Consider the following 19578-nt stretch of genomic DNA (forward strand, 5'->3'; position numbering starts at 1 on the left):
TACCAGCTTATTTTTCCTAACTTTTATAGTTTTTTAACTCTTCCCTATTGGAATTAATTATAGCTAAGACCTTTTCAACCCTTGCTGATAATTCTACTAGTATATCATCCGCATAGGCTCTCGCACCTAGTCTTATTTTCTTCGCATCTTGCTGGGCAGCACTAATAATATCCTTAGCCTGCTCATTTGCTCTCTTTGTTACTTCGCTTTCATCTATCATACTCTTTATTCTTCTATCAGCCTCTTGCCTCAATATCTCGGATTCTTTTTCTGCTTCAGCAAGTATTCTTTGTCTTTCTTCCTTTATCTTTTGAAGCCTTTCATCGCATTCCTTTCTGATGCTTTCTGCTTCTTTTTTTGCTTCAATAAGTATTTTTTGTCTTTCCTCTTTAATCCACTGGGCTTGCTTCAGCTCATCCGGAAGCTTTATTCTTATATCTTTAATTATATCCAACAATTCCTCTTTGTTTACTACAGCCTTTGAAGATAACGGCAAATTAGACGCTTTTTCTATAATATCCTCTAAAGCATCCAATAAAAGCAAAACCTCCATAATACAACCCCCTGATTAGATTTTTCTATACAATTCCTTTTCAACAACTTCGGGTATCAAACCTTTCACACAGCCACCAAATTTAGCAACTTCTTTAATCAGACTCGAACTTAAGTAAGAATATTTATTGCTCGTCATCATAAAAATCGTCTCGATTTCAGGATTTAGTTTTCTATTCATTAAAGCCATTTGAAATTCATACTCAAAATCCGATACAGCCCTTAATCCTTTTATTATGGTATGAGCATTCTTTTCCTTCATGAATTCAATTAATAAACCATCAAAGGAGGCCACTTCTATATTATTAATGCCTTTACAGCTTTCTTTTAAAAATTCCAATCTTTTTTCTACGGTAAACATGGGTGATTTGTTGTTATTGATTAATACTGCTACTATAAGCTTATCAAACAGTTTTGAGGCTCTTTCAATTATATCCAAGTGTCCGTTTGTAACAGGGTCAAAACTACCAGGATATACTCCTATTCTCATTTTATTTATCTCTCCATTCTACTTTTTAATCCTATATAGCGATAGACGAATATTACCATATTTTTTTTCTTTTATTTTCTCTAATAACTCTATTGTATCAGGCATTAAATTCTTAGCCTCATGCTCAATTATGATAATTCCATCCTTTGCTAATATTTTTTTCTTTTGAATTTTCCTTGCTGCTTCTATTTCTATACCCATCTTATATGGAGGATCTATAAAAACAATATCAAACTCTTTACCTTGGTTAGACAGCCTGTCAATGGCTATAGAATAATCGTTATGTATTACCTCAGTTTCATTTATGATTTTAGTTATCTCCAGATTCTTTTTTAAGACTCTAATGCTCTCCATTGCTGAGTCAACAAATACTACTTCTTTGGCGCCTCTGCTATAAGCTTCTATGCCCACACCCCCACTTCCGGCAAATAAATCCAAAAATCTGGAATCAACCACCATATTACCTAGGATGCTAAATAAAGCTTCCCTTACCATATCTGAGGTAGGCCTGATGAGTTTGGTATCTATACTTTGAAGCTTCCTTCCTTTTAGCTCTCCAGCTATTATTCTCAATGAGCATCCTCCTAACTCGACTACAATTATATTTTACCATAAAGCCTATTTTTAGACAAAATATGATTTTTATTAAGTGAATAAAAAACACTTAATTGCAGAATCTATTATCAGGGATATTAGTAAAACACTATATTTCCCCATAGAGCTCTTCCTTCAATTTCTCCTCTCCCTATACTGGTGATTTATCACCAGTATTTTAATTTAATGCTATTTCTTCAGTTATTTTTGCAAATTCATCATCTAAATATTTGACCATCTTATGGTAATCTTCTTCTTCAACACTTTTTTCTTTATACAAAAGTTCAATGGCTTCCTTTGATTCTTTAATAATATCGTAGTCCGTGGATAAATCCACGAGTCTGAATTCTGGCAGTCCATGCTGCTTTGTTCCCAATATTTCGCCGCTCCCTCTAGTTTCCAAATCCTTTTTTGCGATTAAAAAGCCATCATTGGTTTTAGTCATGAACTTTAGCCTGTCCCTTGCACTTTCACTATTAGAATCAGATATTAAAATGCAGTAGGATTGATAGCTTCCTCGTCCTACTCTTCCTCTTAATTGATGAAGCTGAGCAAGACCAAATCTCTCAGCATTTTCAATCAACATGATCGTTGCATTAGGTACATTTATTCCAACTTCAATAACTGTTGTAGAAACTATAATTTGAATATCACCATTCTTAAAGTCTTCCATTATCTTATCTTTCTCTTCATTTTTCATTTTCCCATAGATTAGTCCTATATTATAGTTTCTGAAGTAGCTGCTTTTTATATTTTCACAATACTCTTTGGCAGAGTTTATTTCCAGGTTTTCCGATTCTTCAACTAAAGGACAAACTATATATGCCTGTCGGCCTTCTTCAATAAGCTTCTTTACAAAGTTATAAAGCCTTTCCCTTTTGTCTGATCCTATAAAATAGGTTTCAATCTTTTTCCTATTTGGTGGAAGTTCATCAATAATGGATATGTCCAGATCTCCATAAAGAACCAAAGACAGGGTTCTTGGTATTGGAGTTGCACTCATAACTAACATATCTGGGTTTGAGCCTTTAGATTTTAGTATTGCTCTTTGTCTAACACCAAATCTATGCTGCTCATCGGTAATAACCAATCCCAGATTGGGAAAATCTACTCCTTCGCTTAATAATGCGTGAGTGCCAATTATTATATGGATATTGCCTTCTTTTATATCCTCCAAAACTTCTCTTTTATAAGATGCCTTCATGCTGCCTGTAATCAAGGCAATGTTAATATCCTCGCCATTTAATTTTAAATATTCTCTTATAGTTTCAAAGTGCTGAGCAGCTAATATCTCTGTAGGAGCCATCATAACACCTTGATAACCGCTTTTAACACAATTCAGCAATGCAAGAAATGCTATTACTGTTTTTCCAGAACCTACATCACCTTGAATCAGTCTGTTCATGGCAACAGGCTTTCCCATATCTATAAGAACCTCTTCCAAGACTCTCTCTTGAGCACCTGTTAGATTATAGGGAAGCTTTGAGACGAAGTTCTTTACTTCGTCCATAGCTTTAAATTCTATGCCTTTTTCCTTATCAATTGATATACCTCTCAGCTTAATAAGATAAGATTGAAGGAAAAAAACCTCCTGGAATTTCAATCTTCTTATAGCCATTTGAAGGTTTTTTTGAGTATCTGGAAAATGAATGTTCTTCAGAGAAAAATTTATTTCTGCCAGTTTAAATCTGGTTCTGAACTCAGCAGGGAAAATCTCTTCTACGGTATTATCGATATACTCTAAAGCTCCATAAACTGCTTTCCTAATCTCCTTTTGGCTTAATCCTTCAGTAAGCCCATATTCAGGCACAATTCTAAGTGTATTAATATTATTTGAAGAAATTTTCTCGTATTCAGGAACTTCCATTGCTATAGAATTGTATATCAAGCTTGTTCTACCTGAAAAAACAATAGTATCACCAGGCTTAAACAAATTTTTAGCATATCTATTATTATAAAAAACAACAACAATAGAGCCTGTCTCATCAGAAACCGTGAATTTGGTTATGAGTAGTCCTCTCCTGCTTCTTGATTCTGTAGCTTTTGATTCTATCCTGCCTCTAATATTGTAAAATCCGGCAGGAGTCAAATCCTTTATATTTGAGATTACACTCTTATCCTTATATCTTTTTGGAAAATAATAAACCAAATCACCTATTGTTTTTATTCCCAGCTTTGATAATTTCTTCGCTTTGAAGCTTCCTATTCCTTTCAATACTTGAACACTTTCATCTAATCTGTTCATTTTTTATACCCCATTATAGATTCATTTCATGCAAAATGCGTAAATCTTCTCACAATTTACGCATTTAATACAATAATTTATTCTACAGATAAAATGTAATAATACAATGGCTGACCCCCATAATGCACTTCTACATCGCAATCCTCATAGTTTGCTTTAAGATCTTCTTCCAGCTTTAAAGCATCATCTTCACTTACATCATTACCGTAATATATGGTTATTAGAGAAGAATCTTCATCTATCATTGCATTCATTACTTTATTTATTACATCTGTTATTTCTTCACCAACTGCACTTATCTTCCCCTCAGTGATACCTAAAAAGTTTCCTTCTTCTATGTCTACTCCGTCAAAGTTAGAATCTCTTACCGCATAGGTTATAAGACCTGTCTTTACCTCTCCGATAGCTCTATTCATCTTTTTTACATTATCTTCAATAGATTTTTCGTAGTCTAGTGTCATTAAAGCGCTTATACCCTGAGGTATAGATTTTGTGGGTATAACAACAATATTCTTTTTCGACAATGATTTTGCTTGGTTTGCCGCCAGAATAATATTGCCATTATTAGGCAATATTATTATATTTTCCGCTCTTATCCTATCCACACTCTTCAAAATATCTTCAGTGCTGGGATTCATTGTTTGTCCACCTTCGATTATTTCATCCGCTCCAAGATCCTTGAAAATTCTTGAAATCCCTGAACCCATTGCTACAGCAACTACTCCATATTTTTTCATTTCCTGGTTAGCAGCTTTTTCTTCCTCACTTAACAATAATTCCTGATGCTGCTCCCTCATATTATCAATTTTGATTTTTGACAAATATCCAAATCGTAAAGCTTCTTCAATAACAGTTCCTGGATTATTGGTATGAATATGGACTTTTATAAGGTTTTCATCCCCTACAACTACAATTGAATCCCCTATATCAATTATTTTCTTTTTAAATTCTTCAGGATTTAAATCCCTGCCCTTAATAAAAAACTCAGTACAGTATCCAAAAACGATGTCATCATCGTAAATGGGCTTAGAAATATCTGATTCTGTTTCTTCTAAAGGCTCTTCTGAAAGCTGTATGATTTCCCCCGTAACAAGTCGTTGGTGCATGCCTTTAAGAATAAATATTAAGCCTTTTCCTCCTGCATCAACAACTCCTGCCTGCTTTAAAATAGGAAGCATCTCAGGAGTTTTGTTCAATGTTTCATTAGCCTTATCAATAACTTTTTCAAGGAAATTGGTTATATTTGGGGTACTCTTTGCTATTTTTATTCCAAACTCTGCACATTCTCTTATAACAGTCAATATGGTTCCTTCTGTAGGCTTCATTACGGCCTTATAAGCAGTATTGGAACCTTCCATAAGCGCATTGGCTAATGCTAATGAATCTATCTCCTTAACATTTTTTAATCCTTTAGCAAAGCCTCTGAATATTTGAGACAATATTACTCCTGAATTACCTCTGGCTCCCATGAGGGAACCAGTAGCAGCTGAATCTGCTACTAAACTAACATCTAAATCTTTACATTTGTTTATTTCTTTTACCGCAGAGTTCATAGTCAAGGACATATTTGTGCCCGTATCTCCATCTGGCACTGGAAAAACATTAAGTGAATTCACTAGAGCTTTGTTATTCTCAAGGTTATTAGCACCTGATATTATCATATCCTTCAGATGCAACCCACTTATTACTTCTCTATGTAAGTCTGACAATATTTGAACCTCCTTAAAAGAGCTATACTCTAACTCCTTGTACATTAATATTTACCTTTTTTACCTTCAAACCTGTTAAATTCTCCAAAGTATATTTTACTTTGCTTATAATGTTATCTGCAATAACTGATATTTTTGTACCGAATTCAACTATAATATATAAATCTATGATTATTTCCTCACCATCAGAAGACACTTTTACTCCTTTACTGAGGTTTTCTCTTTTTAATAGCTCAACTATGCCATCTTTTGCGCTTTTTGAAGCCATGCCAACAATACCATAGCATTCAGTAGTTGCTAATCCGGCTAAGGAAGCTAAAACATCATCAGATATATTAATTTCACCAAAATCTGTTCTCATCTTACCTGGCATTATATCGCCTCCTGCTTTTTACATATATTTTATAACAACGGAGGTAATTGCGCAAGACACACAACACACACCGTTTCAAATATAGAATGCATCCATACAATATTTATTATAAGTCATATCTGTCATTTGTATATGATGAATTCCTTTTTTTCCTCATTATATTATATAATTATTTTCTTCAAGAAATAATAGTATATAAGCAACATCTGGCTTATTAAGTAAATATTTTATTTGCATTATTGCCTTTAGTGTACCATATGTGTTAAAATAATAATGTTTTATATGAAGGTAATCAACCGAAGGAGGTGTGCATATATGGCAAGACATTGTGAAGTGTGCGGAAAAGGTATGATTTCAGGAAACAAAGTAAGTCACTCAATGAGGCATAGCAGGAGAGTATGGCGTCCCAATATTAGAACAGTAAGAGCTATAGTAAACGGTTCCTCAAAAAGAATCCATGTTTGTACTAGATGTTTAAGATCCGGAAAAGTAGAAAGAGCAATATAATAGAACTACTCTTTCTATCTAGAACTATCTAGAAAATTCAAGAAAATTTACTGAACCCATACTACCTTTGAGTGTTGGTTCAGTAAGAATTGAGAGAGAGGTTTCACCAGAAACCTTTCTTTAATTTTTGTACAAATATACGCCAGCACAAATTAAAGCAATAGCTGACAACATTATCCATCCCATAAGAGGCATAGTTACTGCTAATAAAACTCCAAGTCCAATGGAAAACACCAATAATCCTGCTACCTTTTTCTTTTTATAGCTCAAAACTATACCCCCTGTCTAACCGAACAATGAAATATAAATTAAGTAGCAAATTGAGGCAATGAATAATGTTATTACTGTATACCAAGCCCAGGCGGGCAATACTCTTATCAATATAGTAGCTGCCAATACTATGCACATAATCCCTGCAAACTTTCTATAGGAATACCCCATATGAACCCCCCCAGCTCCAAATAAAAAAACCTCTATACTAATATATAATATTCGTATAAAGGTATTTTTGTTAATCAATCTTGAGATTTTATTACCAATAAATATCCATTTCTAATTCTTATATCCACATTTTCTTCTTTAAATTCATTGCTAGTTCCATAGGGGTCTCCAATTTCCATTACAGCATCCTCCAAATCATATTTAGCTCCACTAATAAATATGCCTTCCACTCGTTGAGTCAAAGGAATGACAGAAAAAAAATCTCCTGGCTTTCCACTTATAGTGATGTTTTTATCTATCAAAAATATTTCATTCTGCTTATCTGCTATATATATTTTTATTCCTCTATCTACTCCCAGCTTTAATAATGAAATGTTTGCCAAAGTATGATCCAGCCTGCTTCCAGTAGCACCAAAAAGAACAATCTCATCTGAGAAGTCCAAGGCTTTTAGTACACATATATGACTATCCGACTTATCTTTTTCTATAGGATGCTTTTCAAACTTTATACCGAGTTTTTTATAGTATTCTAAATATACTTTATTTGAAGAATCAAAATCACCAATTATGAGATCCGGATTTACTCCCATTTTGTAAGCGTGCTTTGTACCACCATCAGCACATATGATATAATCTGCAGAACTGATAATCCTGCTACAATATTCATAATCTGTGATTTCTCCATTACATATTATAATGGTTTTCATTAATCTTCATCTGCCTTTTTCATAAGTCTGATAGTATCTTTAACATTATCTGAGTTAAATATGGCAGAACCTGATACAATAATTTCCGCTCCACACTCACATACCTGTTTAATATTATCTAATCCAATACCACCATCTACTTGAATGGGTATTGTTATGTCCATACTTTGTAAGTACTCTTTTAATGAGCTTATTTTATTATATATTGATGGAATAAACTTCTGTCCACCGAAACCTGGATTAACAGACATAATCAGTATCATATCCAGATCATCCAATACATGCTCTATAACATTTATCGGCGTTGCTGGGTTTAAAGCTAAACCAGCCTTTACTCCTTCATTTCTTATCATCTGCAAAAGTCTGTGGATGTGCTTTGAAGCTTCTGCATGAACAGTTATTATATTTGCTCCAGCTTTGACAAAATCCTTTACATATTGTTCCGAATTTTCTATCATCAAGTGTACGTCAAAGGTCAAATCAGTCACTTTTCTCAAACTTTTTACTACAGGAGCTCCAATGGTTATGTTTGGAACAAAATGACCATCCATAACATCAATATGAATCATGTCTGCTCCAGCCTCTTCAATAATTCTAACATCTGAAACCAAATTTGCAAAATTTGCAGATAATATGGATGGTGCTATTTTTATCAAATTAATACCTCCTATTTTTCATCAAATCACATAAAATCTCTATATAATGTTCATATCTTATGGGGTTAATGTTTCCTTCTTCCAATGCTCTTTTCACTCCGCATTCCGGTTCCTTATAGTGTCTGCAGGAAGGATATCGGCAGCGGAGATGCTCTTCAAACTCAGGGAACAAGTATTGCAATTCTTCTTCTTTTATATCTACCAGATCAAATGAAGTAAAACCAGGTGTATCTACTACCATGCCCCCAAAATTGAGCTTAATAAGCTCTGCATGTCTTGTTGTGTGAGTCCCTCTTTCAGTCTTGCGGCTTAAATCACCTGTCTTTAGGAACAAGCCTGGACTTATGGCATTAAGCAATGAAGATTTGCCTGCTCCAGAGGGTCCTGCAAAGACTGAAATTTTACCAACCAGTTTGTTCCTTAAATCACCAATGCCTATACCTTCTAATACACTAGTGCAAATATAATCATAAGGCACACTGGAAAGCATTTCTTCTATAGGTTTAGCTTCGTTAGTTTCATCTAAATCAACTTTATTTAAACAAACAACTATTCTAAGCCCTATATGCTCACTATACACTAAAAACTTCTGAAGCAAGCTTATATTAATATCAGGTCTTTTTATAGCAAATACTATTATAACCTGGTCAACATTAGCAACCATTGGCCTCTGAAGCTGATTTTTTCTTTTATGGATATTAAGGACATACCCTTGTTTGCTTTTTTCATTAACTTCAATATCAACCCTATCTCCAACCAAGGGTATTATATTATCCTTTCTGAATCTTCCTCTGGCTCTGCACTCGTATATGTTCTCGCCTGTATCCACATAATAGAAACCGCCAATGCCTTTTATAATAGTACCTGATATCATATATCATCCTCCATTAAAAATTATAAACTGTGCTATCATGAAAACTGTTATTTATATAAACTTCAAACAATACTTGCCCGGTGCCATTTACCTCTATCTTTAAGGGGCTGTCTGATGGAGAATGGGTCTTCTCATAGATCAATGAACTTTTTTCTCCTTCTATCTTAAATATAGTGACTTTCATGGTATCTAGGTTTTTTGGCAAATCTACGTTTAAATATGTCTTTTTGGCAGGTTCCTCCTTTGGACCCTTGCTTATGACGAAGTCAACCACACTTTTCTTGCTAACTTCAGTACTTGCCCTAGGTGTTTGGCTTATTACACTTCCTGCTGGAATTTCATCGCTGTAGTCTTCAGTTACATTGCCCAATATTAAATCTAAAACAATCAATTGATTTTTTACTTCCTCAATATTCGTTCCAGTGAAATCTGTCATGAAGAATTTCTCTGGACCGCCACTGATTACATAGTCTATCTTTGTACCTTCATCCACGCTTAGTCCAGGAGCTATACTCTGTCTTATAACTACTCCACTAGGGTATTGGCTATACTCCTGGGAAACCTCACCTTCTTCAAGTCCAACACTTTCTAAGATTATATCAACTTCATCATAATTCTTGCCTACAATAGGTGGAACCTCTACCTTTTTTGGACCTTTGCTAACAATCACTCTTACTGGATTTGTTACCTTATTTTGTGAATCGGGCTTCGGATCCTGCATAACAATATGCCCTTCTGGAACATCTTTGTTATATACTCTCTCTTCTGCCACATCCATTAAAAGATCCAATTTCTCTAACTCCTTGCGCGCATCTTCTTCGCTATAACCGATTATATTAGGTACTTTTACTACCTTTACATTGAATATACTATTTAAAAACATATACCCACCAAAAGTCAGTATAGCTAAAAACAATCCTGAGAGTATTGCTATAATTGTTATCTTTTTGCTGCTATCAGTTTTCTTTGTTTTAACTTCTGGCTTATTCTCAGATTCCAATTGTTCCTTTACATCTATATATTTAATTGGTTCAATCACCTTAGTGTTCTCATCCAGTACCTTATTCTTCTTTACAAAATCACCGTTTGGCATTATTAGCGATTGCTTAAGATCGGCAATTATTTCTCCCACATTACTATACCTTAGTGCAATATCCTTTTCCATGGCTTTCATAATAATGTCTTCTAAACTCTTAGGAATTCTATTGTTTATTAGTCTGGGTTTCTCAGGTTCTTCCTGTATATGCTTCAAGGCAACGGATATAGGCGTTTCTCCTTCAAAAGGAATCCTACCTGTTACAAGTTCATACATTACAACACCCATAGAGTAAATATCTGATTTTTCATCTGTATACCCACCTCTTGCTTGCTCCGGCGAAAAGTAATGAACAGAACCGATGATATTTCCCGTATTAGTAATTGTAGAGGATGAAACAGCTCTAGCAATACCAAAGTCTGTAACTTTAACTGTGTTGTCATCTTTAATCATAATATTGTGAGATTTGATATCCCTATGAACGATATGGTTTGCATGCGCATGTTCCAATGCTGATGCTATTTGAAGAGAAATATTTGTAGCATATTCAACTCCTAAGGCTCCCTTGGATTTAATCAATTCCTTCAGAGTTTGCCCTTTTATATATTCCATGACAATATAGTATATATCGTCTTCCATGCCTACATCATATATGCTCACGATGTTAGGATGTGATAGGCTGGCTGCAGCTTGGGACTCTCTTTTAAACTTTTTTACAAATTCTTCGTCTCCTGTAAATTCAGATCTTAATATTTTAACTGCTACAAATCTATTGAGTAATCGACATTTTGCTTTATATACAAGAGCCATACCTCCGCCGCCGATTTTCTCTAATATTTCATATCTACCACCAAGCACTTTACCTATCAATATTTACACCCCCTAGCTCAACTTCAATTACAACCACTGTTACATTGTCAAGGCCTCCATTTGCATTAGCCTTATTTATAAGTTCATGACAAACTTCTTTGTATTCCTTAAAAGATATTATTGTATTCAATATTTCATCATCGGAAAGCATATTTGATAAGCCATCTGTACACATGAGAATAAAATCCCCGTTGTCTACAGTTATGCTTTTTATATCAACTTCTAAATCACTGGATGTTCCCAATGCTCTTGTTATTAAATTCTTCTGAGGATGATGATTGGCTTCCTCAGGCTTAATGGTGCCATTCTTTATCAGCTCTGCTACATAAGAATGATCTTCCGTAATCCTAGAAAGCTTTTCACCCTTTTTCAAATACATTCTGCTGTCTCCTACATGCCCTATAATCAAATTATTTTCTACAATTAAAGCTAATGTTAAAGTTGTACCCATCCCAGAACAGTCCATATTCTCTCTAGAACGATTATACACAGCTTTATTAGCAAATAAAAATGCATCTTTTACCAGATTCTTATAGTCATCCAATTTGTATCCAACGGAATTCTTTAAGGCTTCATATATATATTTTTCTATTTCAGAAACAGCCATTTTGCTTGCAATTTCTCCTGCATTATGTCCGCCCATACCATCTGCCACTATACACAAATAGGGTTTGCCGTATTCATAATTTTCCTGGCAGTAGAAAGAATCCTCATTAACCTTTCTAACCAAACCAATATGGGAAACTCCATATGACCTCATTAAAACACCTCTACTTCTCACAAAAATAGGTTGTGATTGGATAAATATACTCAAAAGATTTTATTTCGACAAATTATTAAAAATTCCTCTATTCTTATAATTTTAACCTTAAATCCTCTTACTCTCCTCGATAAAGTAATTTTTTCTTAATTGCCCACAAGCACCTTGGATGTCAGTCCCCAGTTCTCTTCGCAATGTTACCTGAATGCCGCTATTTTCAACTATCTTTTTAAAATCTTCTATTCTATTGTGCTCTGACCTCATATATTCCTTCCCTGGTACCTGATTCACTGGTATCAAGTTGATATGACAGAGCTTCCCTTTTAATAGCTTTACAAGAGCTTTTGCATCATCTTTGCTGTCGTTCACTTTATTTATCAATGCATATTCAAATGTGATTCTTCTATTAGTTTTATCAATATAATAGTCACAAGCCTTCATCAACTCATCAATGTTATATTTTTTGTTTATAGGCATTAGTCTGCTTCTAACCTCATCGATAGCACTGTGCAACGACACAGCTAAGTTACATTGAAGATTCTCATCTGCAAAACTATAAATTTTAGGGACAAGACCAGATGTTGATATGGTTATATGTCTCATGCCAATATTTATGCCTTCTTTATGATTTATGATCCGAAGAAATTTCATTACTTCATCATAGTTGTCAAATGGTTCACCTATACCCATAATAACTATATTTGATATCTTTACACCGCTTTCTCTCTCTGTGGCCATAACCTCTTCTATCATTTCACCAGAAGTCAGATTTCTTACTAAACCACCCTCCGTTGAAGCACAAAAGCTACACTGCATTCTGCAGCCTACTTGACTTGATATGCAAATAGAGTATCCATGCTTATATTCCATCAATACGCATTCTACAGCATTTTTATCATACAGACCCAGCAGGTATTTTTCAGTTCCATCTTTAGATTTTTGTTTATCAATTAATATAGCTCTTCCAATATAGAAATGTTCCTCTAAAAATTTAATTATATTATTAGGCAGATTTTTCATTTCTTCAAAACTTTTCACATCTTTATATATCCATCTAAAAACTTGGGCTCCCCTGAATTTTGGAAATCCGTTTTTTGTCATTACTTCTTCTATCTCTTCAATATGTAAGTTTTTTATGTCTGATTTTTCCATTATACCCACTCCATCATTTTTTAATCATTCTTGAAATAAAAAAACCGTCTGTTTTATGAATATTAGGATATAGCTCCAGAAATCCTTTCTCCCCATCCGGTGCATATAGGTTTTCAGGAATCAAGCTCTTTATATTATCTAAATAAAAATCCTCATTATTAGCTAGAAAGTCGTTTACGACCTCAGTATTTTCTTTTCTATTCAGGGTACATGTGCTGTATATTAAAACTCCTCCTGGCTTCAAATATTTTGAAGCACTTTTTAATATTCTGGACTGGAGTTTAGGCAGCTCATCCAAGTCAGCAGGTCTTTTCCTCCACCTCAAATCCGTTTTTCTTCTAAAAAGACCGAGACCGCTGCAAGGTGCATCTACCAAAACACCATCAGCTTTACCAACATAGTTCTCATCAGTTTTTTGGGCATCAAATAATTGGGTTTTTATTATTTTTATGCCAAGTCTATTACATGTTTTGTTAATTAAATCAAGTTTATGCTTATGTATGTCTCTAGAAATTATCAGTCCCTCATTGTTCATCAACTCTGCCATATGAGTAGCTTTTCCTCCAGGTGCACTGCAGACATCTATTATCATCCAGCCTGGTTTTGGATCCATTATCTTGCTCACAAGCATTGAACTTTCATCTTGAACAGAAAAATATCCTTTTTTGAATATATCAATATCCTCAATGGCTGATGTGCCTCTTATATTTATTGCTTCTTTGTTGTATAAGCTCTCACTATATGTAATACCGGCCATTTCAAGAGCTTCAATGACATCATTCTTTTTTGCTTTTATGCTATTAACTCTTATTGTCAACGGCGGCACTTTATTATTACCTTCCATCAGCTCTTCAGTAAATTCTGGTCCATAATCATTGAGCCATAACTCTACAAGCCATTTAGGATGAGAATACTTTATTGAAAGGTATTCTACTAAATTACTCTTATCAGGATGACCAAGCTTATCCTTATTTCTCGCAACAGTTCTAAGTAAACCATTTACAAATTTAGTTGAACCAATATTGCCGTACTTTTTAGCCAGTTCAACGCTTTCATTGCATACTGCCGAGTCTGGTATCCTGTCAAGAAACATGATTTGATATATGCCACATCTTAGAATATTCTTTATGTTTAAAGCTATTCTTTCTTCTTTTATTCTAGAAAACTTATTAATCACCCAATCTATGAAAATCAGATTTCTCAATGTGCCGTTTACTATTTCAGTAACCAAAGCCTTATCCAGTTTATCCAACTCTGACTTACTTAGCTTTTTTCTGATTTCAATATTTGAGTATGCACCTTTGGTAATTATATTATTTAGTATCAAGTATGCTTCTTCTCTCGCCCAGTTCTTATTCATTTATTGCACTCCTTGTATAAAAGACTGATAGCAAAGCTATCAGTCTCTTCTTCCTCTGATTATTAAAAGTCTTACTAACTGCAGTACCGCAGTAACAGTTGCAGCTACATAAGTTAATGCAGCAGCTGACAAAACCTTCCTGGCGCCATAAACTTCATCTCTTCCAACTAAACCATAGTCTTCTAATGCAATTATTGCTCTTCTGCTTGCATTATATTCAACAGGTAGTGTAACTATCTGAAATAGCACTACTGCACTAAAAAGATAAATACCAAGGTCAAAAAGCTGCATCATATTCAACACAAAAGCAATAAGTATTAGAAACCATGCTGCCTGAGAGCCAATGGAAGCTATAGGAGCTATTGTATTTCTCACCGTAAGGGGTACATAACTCTCGCTATGTTGCACCGCATGGCCACACTCATGAGCAGCTACTCCTGCTGAAGCAAGTGAGGTTCCGTTATATACATCATGAGATAGTCTCAATACTCTGCTTCGTGGATCATAATGATCCGTCAAATGTCCCCTTACCATTTCTATTGGAACATTGTACAAGCCGTTTGCATCCAATATTCTCCTAGCAACCTCGTAGCCTGTGTATCCATTGCTGTTTCTTACTCTCAAAAATTTATTGAAAGTAGATGATATCTTTGTCTGGGCATAGAAGGCAAATATCATAGCAGGTATAAGAAAAATAAATGTAGGATCATATCTGTATCCGTAGAACATATTTACCCCTCCTTAATCCACTGATGTATTTTTTTCTATACTGTGACCTCTCAAATAAGCCCCAACATCCATTCGTTTTTGATTTTCAAATTGAATCTCCTTAACAGCCAAAAATCCTTTTCCACAGCTAATGATTATATTATCCTTGTTGACTTCAGTAATTACTCCATAATCTTTGTTCTCTCTCTCTTCATCTATAATATCTGCTGAAAAAATCTTAAACATTTTCCCATTGTAATAGGAAAAAGCACTAGGCCATGGATATGTACCTCTTATCAAGTTTTTGATCTTTCTAGAGCTCCAAGACCACTCAATTTTACCTGTATCCTTTTTTAGAATAGGAGCATATGTGGCTTCACTATCATTCTGTTTTGTCCTTATTATTTTACCATTGGCAATATTTTCTAATGTTTCAATTAGCACTTCCGCACCAAGAATCGAAAGTTCATCGTGGAGTTCTTGGGCATTCATGTCTTCACCAATATTAACTTCTCTTTTCAGAATCATATCGCCAGTGTCAAGTCCAATATCCATATACATGGTTGTTATACCGGTTACTTTGTCTCCGTTAATAATGCTCCAATTAATGGGTGCAGCTCCTCTTAACTTAGGAAGTAATGATGCATGAACGTTAATACAGCCTAAAGGAGGTATGTCCAGTATCTCCTTAGAAAGTATCTGCCCAAATGCAACAACAACAATTGCATCGGGTTCTAATTTCCTTAGTGTTTCAACAAATTCTGGAGTTTTTATTTTTTCAGGTTGATAAACCTGAATACCCAGATCCAATGCAGTATCCTTTACCGGGGGGTAAACCATTTTTTTCCCCCTTCCCTTTGGCCTGTCTGGCTGTACTACAGCAGCACAAACATCATGTCCATTTTCATGCAGTGCTCTTAAGCTAGGCACAGCGAAATCCGGTGTTCCCATAAAAACTATTCTCATGTTAATCTCTTCCTTGTTCTTTTATAGTTATAGCCTTATCAGTAAATAGTATTCCATTTAAATGATCTATTTCATGACAAAGTGCAACTGCTAGTAGATCTTCTCCAATTATTTCAAAGGTCTCTCCTTTTCTGTTCAGAGCCCTCACTATCACTTTCTCAGGTCTTTTTACAACCCCACTTTTCCCAGGAATACTCAAACATCCTTCTTCTCTAAGCTGTTCACCTTTTTCATATACTATAACAGGGTTTATCAGCTCTATTAATCCTTCTCCAACATCTATAACCACTACCCTTCTCAGTACTCCTACCTGGGGAGCAGCTAAGCCTACTCCTTCTGCAGCTCTCATGGTCTCAGTCATATCATCCAATAATGTTAAAATTCTTTCATCTATAATCTCAACTTTTCTTGAAGTTTTTCTTAATATTTCATCCGAATCCTTTCTTATTGCTCTAATAGCCATCATATTCCTCCTATCATTTACCTTAACATTACTATAGCATACTTAGAGGATTTATATCCACACTTATGCCTATCTCGCTCAGATTTAATGTGTTTGAACTGTAAAAATCCTTAATCAGTTCCAATAGCTTATTTTCTTTATCAGCTTTCAATACCAGCTGCCATCTGTGCCTGTTATTTATTCTTGATAGAGGGGCAGGAGAGGGACCCCAGATTTCAATATCCTTTTTATCACTTCTTAAACTGTTAATCAAATCTCCTACTTCTCTAGCTGCTCTAATAACCTTATCTTCTTTATATCCGCTTATGACTATTTGCCCCAGATGAGAAAATGGCGGATAATTCATTTCTTTTCTCAGCCTTATTTCATCCTTGAAAAATCCTACATAATCATGTTTTCTTGCATGGATCAGGCTGTAGTGATGAGGAGAATAGGATTGTATGATTACTACTCCCGGTTTATCTCCTCTCCCTGCTCTTCCAGCTGATTGGGTCACCATCTGAAATGTTCTTTCCCCAGCCCTGAAATCCGGTAAATTCAAATAAGTATCCGAAGTAATGATACCTACCAAGGTTACATCAGGGAAATCATGACCCTTTCCAATCATTTGTGTACCAATCAACACTTGAGCTTCTTTATTTCTAAATTTATCAAGTATTAATTTATGAGAGTTTTTTTTAGTAGTTGTATCTGCATCCATTCTTAAAATTTTAATTTTCCCGAAAGCACCTTCAAATTCTTTCTCCACTCTTTGAGTTCCAATGCCGAAATATTTTATATACTTGCTTTTGCAACTCGGGCATACCTTAGGATTGGCTTTTGAATAGCCACAATAATGGCAGGACAGATAGTCACCCTTAGCATGATAAGTCAGAGAAATATTGCAGTTTGGGCATTTAGCAACATAACCACAGCTCCTGCAGGAAACAAAAGTAGAATAGCCTCTTCTGTTTAGAAAGAGTATTAATTGATTACCACTATTTAATGCATTATTAATTTCCTCAGTAAGCCTATTGCTAAAGATGCTTTTATTTCCAGATTTCAACTCTTCCCTCATATCTATTATCTCTATATCCGGCATCTTTTTGTTGTTTACTCTGCTGTCTATGGAAACCAGTTTCATCCTGTTAAGGTTATTAACAGCTTTATAATAGCTTTCTATGGAAGGAGTAGCAGAACCAAACAATAAGTTGGCCCCTTCAATCTCACTCCTCTTCATAGCCACTTCCCTTGCATCATATTTAGGCCTTGTCTCAGATTTATATGTACTCTCATGCTCTTCATCTATTATTATTATTCCCAAATTGTTAAAGGGTGCAAATATGGCAGACCTTGCTCCAATAGCTACTTTTGCTTTTCCTTCAGCTATTCTTCTCCACTCGTCATACTTCTCTCCACTGGAGAGACCGCTGTGAAGCACCGCTACAGTGTTGCCAAATCTGCTTATAAAGCGCCTGATCATCTGTGGTGTTAATGATATCTCAGGAACGAGCACTATTCCTTGTTTTCCCTTTTCTAGCTCTGTCTCAATCAGTTGCAGGTATATTTCTGTTTTTCCACTGCCTGTAACTCCGTTAAGGAGTACATGGTTGCCTTCATCAAAATAGTTCTTTATTTCTTTCACTGCCCTTTGCTGCTCAACGGTAAGGACTTTTTTTTCCTCTAAAGGCAATTCCTCTTGTGTCAACCTATAGGCTTCCCTTTCTTCGACTTTTATATATCCTTTTTTCAGCATTGTATTGATGGTTTCCTGTCCTATTGAATAGTCCTTTTTTAATACTTCAATGTTGATACCTGGATTTTTGCATACCAAATCCATTAGCAATTTTTGTTTCTTTGCAGCAGCAGAAATAATCATATTATGGGTATTGTTGGGATACACGAATTTGTCATACTTAATGCTTTCTTGTTTTTTTATTATCTGTCTCTTCCTTAGTATTCCTAGTTTTATAAGCTTTTTTAGCGCATTCTCCAACAAGTTATCATTAAAGTTATCCCTTAATTCCTCCTTTGTGGCACTATCTCCGTTTTCCACTATAAATTCCACTATCTCCGTAAGTATTTCCGGATACCCTTCTTTCAGTAAATCTATACCTTTATTGCTATTGTTCAGTTCATAACGATATGTATTTTTAATTCTTATATTTGCAGGCAATGCACCATGGATGGCTTCGATATAATAACAAAGGTACTTTTCTCGAATCCAAGCAATCAGTTTTAACATATTTGGAGATAAGAACACCTCATTGCTAGTCAAACTAATTATGGATTTTAGTTTGTTTATTTCAAAATCAATGCTGTCTGTTATCCCCACAACATAGCCTTCTACTTTTTTGTTTGACCTGCCAAAAGGCACTATTACTCTGTGTCCTATACTCAGATTCATGTCATCCGGTATTAAATAGCTATATACTCTGTCCGTTTCTTTGCACTTATTATCTACAATGATTTGAGCAATTTTTATATCTTTCATTTAACCTCACTTCCCCCATTCCATGGCTAACGTGGCTGCCAGAAAAGAGTTTTAAAAAAGCGCACTTAAGTACGCTCTATTTTAAGTATTTTATCCAATATCAAATCAGCCAGCTGAGATTTTGGCATCTTAGGCAAACTTTCAACATTTCCATTTCTATCAATTATTTTTACAACATTGGTGTCGGAAGCGAAGCCTGCCCCTTCAGTAAACAAATCATTGGCAACAATAAAATCAAGATTTTTCTTTAAAACCTTTTCTTTAGCATTTTCAATGAGGTTTTGGGTCTCCATAGCAAAACCTACAAGTATCTTATCCTCTTTTATTTTACCAAGTTCAAGTAGTATATCAGGATTTTTTGCAAGTTCTATACAAAGGTTTTGGTCACTTTTCTTCATTTTTTGTTCATGAGCAACTGCAGGCGCATAATCTGCAACTGCTGCACTCTTAATTATTATTTGTGCTTCATGGAAATGTTCCATAATTCTTTTTTGCATTTCCTTTGCTGAATTTACAGGAATAATATTTACCCCATTAGGAGCCTCCAAAGAAGTTGGCCCTGATATAAGATATACCTTAGCCCCTCTTTCAGCAGCTTTTTCTGCAATTGCATAACCCATTTTGCCAGTGGAATGATTTGAT

Annotated in this window: 21 protein-coding genes; 1 reads left to right on the top strand and 20 read right to left on the bottom strand. The window is 34.8% G+C overall.

All coding sequences use genetic code 11. From position 1 onward, the window contains the following. Positions 1–16: 16 nt before the first annotated feature. The 6 genes from ACESM9_RS00500 to ACESM9_RS00525 form a co-directional block, all read right to left on the bottom strand. Positions 17–553 (bottom strand): ATPase, encoded by a 537-nt coding sequence (locus ACESM9_RS00500; RefSeq protein ID WP_372994178.1) that lies wholly within the window; start codon positions 551–553, stop codon positions 17–19. A 15-nt stretch (positions 554–568) separates the two neighbouring features. Further along, complete coding sequence (gene coaD / locus ACESM9_RS00505) at positions 569–1042, bottom strand: pantetheine-phosphate adenylyltransferase (protein ID WP_372994180.1); 474 nt, start codon at positions 1040–1042, stop codon at positions 569–571. A gap of 18 nt (positions 1043–1060) precedes the next feature. Then, complete coding sequence (rsmD, locus tag ACESM9_RS00510; protein ID WP_372994182.1) at positions 1061–1615, bottom strand: 16S rRNA (guanine(966)-N(2))-methyltransferase RsmD; 555 nt, start codon at positions 1613–1615, stop codon at positions 1061–1063. A gap of 199 nt (positions 1616–1814) precedes the next feature. After that, positions 1815–3881, bottom strand: coding sequence for an ATP-dependent DNA helicase RecG (recG, locus tag ACESM9_RS00515; protein ID WP_372994184.1), 2067 nt, complete (start codon positions 3879–3881; stop codon positions 1815–1817). Between the two features lie 77 nt (positions 3882–3958). Further along, a complete protein-coding gene (locus ACESM9_RS00520) occupies positions 3959–5542 on the bottom strand; it encodes a DAK2 domain-containing protein (RefSeq protein WP_372994226.1) in 1584 nt (527 codons plus the stop codon). Between the two features lie 70 nt (positions 5543–5612). Beyond that, on the bottom strand, positions 5613–5963 hold the full coding sequence (locus tag ACESM9_RS00525; protein ID WP_372994186.1) for an Asp23/Gls24 family envelope stress response protein: 351 nt from the start codon (positions 5961–5963) through the stop codon (positions 5613–5615). A 315-nt stretch (positions 5964–6278) separates the two neighbouring features. Between ACESM9_RS00525 and rpmB the strand changes: the two genes are divergently transcribed. Then, on the top strand, positions 6279–6470 hold the full coding sequence (rpmB, locus tag ACESM9_RS00530) for a 50S ribosomal protein L28 (RefSeq protein ID WP_372994188.1): 192 nt from the start codon (positions 6279–6281) through the stop codon (positions 6468–6470). 120 nt (positions 6471–6590) lie between these two features. Here the strand turns inward: rpmB and ACESM9_RS00535 are convergent, their stop codons facing one another. The 14 genes from ACESM9_RS00535 to ACESM9_RS00600 all read right to left on the bottom strand — a co-directional run. Continuing rightward, positions 6591–6740, bottom strand: coding sequence for a hypothetical protein (locus ACESM9_RS00535; RefSeq protein ID WP_372994190.1), 150 nt, complete (start codon positions 6738–6740; stop codon positions 6591–6593). 15 nt (positions 6741–6755) lie between these two features. Next, on the bottom strand, positions 6756–6911 hold the full coding sequence (locus tag ACESM9_RS00540; RefSeq protein ID WP_372994192.1) for a hypothetical protein: 156 nt from the start codon (positions 6909–6911) through the stop codon (positions 6756–6758). Positions 6912–6985: 74 nt separating this feature from the next. Continuing rightward, the gene (locus ACESM9_RS00545; protein ID WP_372994194.1) at positions 6986–7618 is read right to left on the bottom strand and encodes a thiamine diphosphokinase; all 633 of its coding nucleotides are present in this window, start codon (positions 7616–7618) and stop codon (positions 6986–6988) included. Beyond that, the gene (rpe, locus tag ACESM9_RS00550) at positions 7618–8274 is read right to left on the bottom strand and encodes a ribulose-phosphate 3-epimerase (protein WP_372994196.1); all 657 of its coding nucleotides are present in this window, start codon (positions 8272–8274) and stop codon (positions 7618–7620) included. The genes ACESM9_RS00545 and rpe overlap by 1 nt, the downstream gene beginning before the upstream one ends. Before the next feature lies 1 nt (position 8275). Beyond that, positions 8276–9148: a ribosome small subunit-dependent GTPase A gene (gene rsgA, locus ACESM9_RS00555; RefSeq protein WP_372994198.1), complete on the bottom strand. Its 873-nt coding sequence runs from the start codon at positions 9146–9148 to the stop codon at positions 8276–8278. A 13-nt stretch (positions 9149–9161) separates the two neighbouring features. Then, positions 9162–11054 carry a Stk1 family PASTA domain-containing Ser/Thr kinase gene (gene pknB / locus ACESM9_RS00560; protein ID WP_372994200.1) on the bottom strand — a complete coding sequence of 631 codons (1893 nt, stop codon included), beginning with the start codon at positions 11052–11054 and terminating at the stop codon, positions 9162–9164. Continuing rightward, positions 11044–11814 carry a Stp1/IreP family PP2C-type Ser/Thr phosphatase gene (locus ACESM9_RS00565; RefSeq protein WP_372994202.1) on the bottom strand — a complete coding sequence of 257 codons (771 nt, stop codon included), beginning with the start codon at positions 11812–11814 and terminating at the stop codon, positions 11044–11046. The genes pknB and ACESM9_RS00565 overlap by 11 nt, the downstream gene beginning before the upstream one ends. Before the next feature lie 108 nt (positions 11815–11922). Then, on the bottom strand, positions 11923–12966 hold the full coding sequence (gene rlmN, locus ACESM9_RS00570; protein WP_372994204.1) for a 23S rRNA (adenine(2503)-C(2))-methyltransferase RlmN: 1044 nt from the start codon (positions 12964–12966) through the stop codon (positions 11923–11925). A 13-nt stretch (positions 12967–12979) separates the two neighbouring features. Further along, positions 12980–14326, bottom strand: coding sequence for a 16S rRNA (cytosine(967)-C(5))-methyltransferase RsmB (rsmB, locus tag ACESM9_RS00575; RefSeq protein ID WP_372994206.1), 1347 nt, complete (start codon positions 14324–14326; stop codon positions 12980–12982). A gap of 39 nt (positions 14327–14365) precedes the next feature. After that, a complete protein-coding gene (locus tag ACESM9_RS00580; RefSeq protein WP_372994208.1) occupies positions 14366–15055 on the bottom strand; it encodes a zinc metallopeptidase in 690 nt (229 codons plus the stop codon). Between the two features lie 12 nt (positions 15056–15067). Then, a complete protein-coding gene (gene fmt / locus ACESM9_RS00585; protein WP_372994210.1) occupies positions 15068–16000 on the bottom strand; it encodes a methionyl-tRNA formyltransferase in 933 nt (310 codons plus the stop codon). A 1-nt stretch (position 16001) separates the two neighbouring features. After that, complete coding sequence (gene def / locus ACESM9_RS00590) at positions 16002–16463, bottom strand: peptide deformylase (RefSeq protein ID WP_372994212.1); 462 nt, start codon at positions 16461–16463, stop codon at positions 16002–16004. A 31-nt stretch (positions 16464–16494) separates the two neighbouring features. Continuing rightward, on the bottom strand, positions 16495–18936 hold the full coding sequence (gene priA, locus ACESM9_RS00595) for a primosomal protein N' (RefSeq protein WP_372994214.1): 2442 nt from the start codon (positions 18934–18936) through the stop codon (positions 16495–16497). Positions 18937–19001: 65 nt separating this feature from the next. Then, the coding region (locus ACESM9_RS00600) for a phosphopantothenoylcysteine decarboxylase (protein WP_372994216.1) at positions 19002–19578 on the bottom strand (577 nt) is incomplete at its 5' end.

The sequence above is a fragment of the Lutispora sp. genome (assembly GCF_041687175.1).
In the GTDB taxonomy this organism is placed as follows: domain Bacteria; phylum Bacillota; class Clostridia; order Lutisporales; family Lutisporaceae; genus Lutispora.

Coding starts and splice junctions, on each gene's coding strand:
- ACESM9_RS00500 (WP_372994178.1), bottom strand. CDS start 553: ATGGAGGTTTTGCTTTTATTGGATGCTTTAGAGGATATTATAGAAAAA.
- coaD (WP_372994180.1), bottom strand. CDS start 1,042: ATGAGAATAGGAGTATATCCTGGTAGTTTTGACCCTGTTACAAACGGA.
- recG (WP_372994184.1), bottom strand. CDS start 3,881: ATGAACAGATTAGATGAAAGTGTTCAAGTATTGAAAGGAATAGGAAGC.
- ACESM9_RS00520 (WP_372994226.1), bottom strand. CDS start 5,542: ATGATAATATCAGGTGCTAATAACCTTGAGAATAACAAAGCTCTAGTG.
- ACESM9_RS00525 (WP_372994186.1), bottom strand. CDS start 5,963: ATGCCAGGTAAGATGAGAACAGATTTTGGTGAAATTAATATATCTGAT.
- rpmB (WP_372994188.1), top strand. CDS start 6,279: ATGGCAAGACATTGTGAAGTGTGCGGAAAAGGTATGATTTCAGGAAAC.
- ACESM9_RS00540 (WP_372994192.1), bottom strand. CDS start 6,911: ATGGGGTATTCCTATAGAAAGTTTGCAGGGATTATGTGCATAGTATTG.
- ACESM9_RS00545 (WP_372994194.1), bottom strand. CDS start 7,618: ATGAAAACCATTATAATATGTAATGGAGAAATCACAGATTATGAATAT.
- rsgA (WP_372994198.1), bottom strand. CDS start 9,148: ATGATATCAGGTACTATTATAAAAGGCATTGGCGGTTTCTATTATGTG.
- ACESM9_RS00565 (WP_372994202.1), bottom strand. CDS start 11,814: ATGAGGTCATATGGAGTTTCCCATATTGGTTTGGTTAGAAAGGTTAAT.
- rlmN (WP_372994204.1), bottom strand. CDS start 12,966: ATGGAAAAATCAGACATAAAAAACTTACATATTGAAGAGATAGAAGAA.
- rsmB (WP_372994206.1), bottom strand. CDS start 14,326: ATGAATAAGAACTGGGCGAGAGAAGAAGCATACTTGATACTAAATAAT.
- ACESM9_RS00580 (WP_372994208.1), bottom strand. CDS start 15,055: ATGTTCTACGGATACAGATATGATCCTACATTTATTTTTCTTATACCT.
- fmt (WP_372994210.1), bottom strand. CDS start 16,000: ATGAGAATAGTTTTTATGGGAACACCGGATTTCGCTGTGCCTAGCTTA.
- def (WP_372994212.1), bottom strand. CDS start 16,463: ATGGCTATTAGAGCAATAAGAAAGGATTCGGATGAAATATTAAGAAAA.
- priA (WP_372994214.1), bottom strand. CDS start 18,936: ATGAAAGATATAAAAATTGCTCAAATCATTGTAGATAATAAGTGCAAA.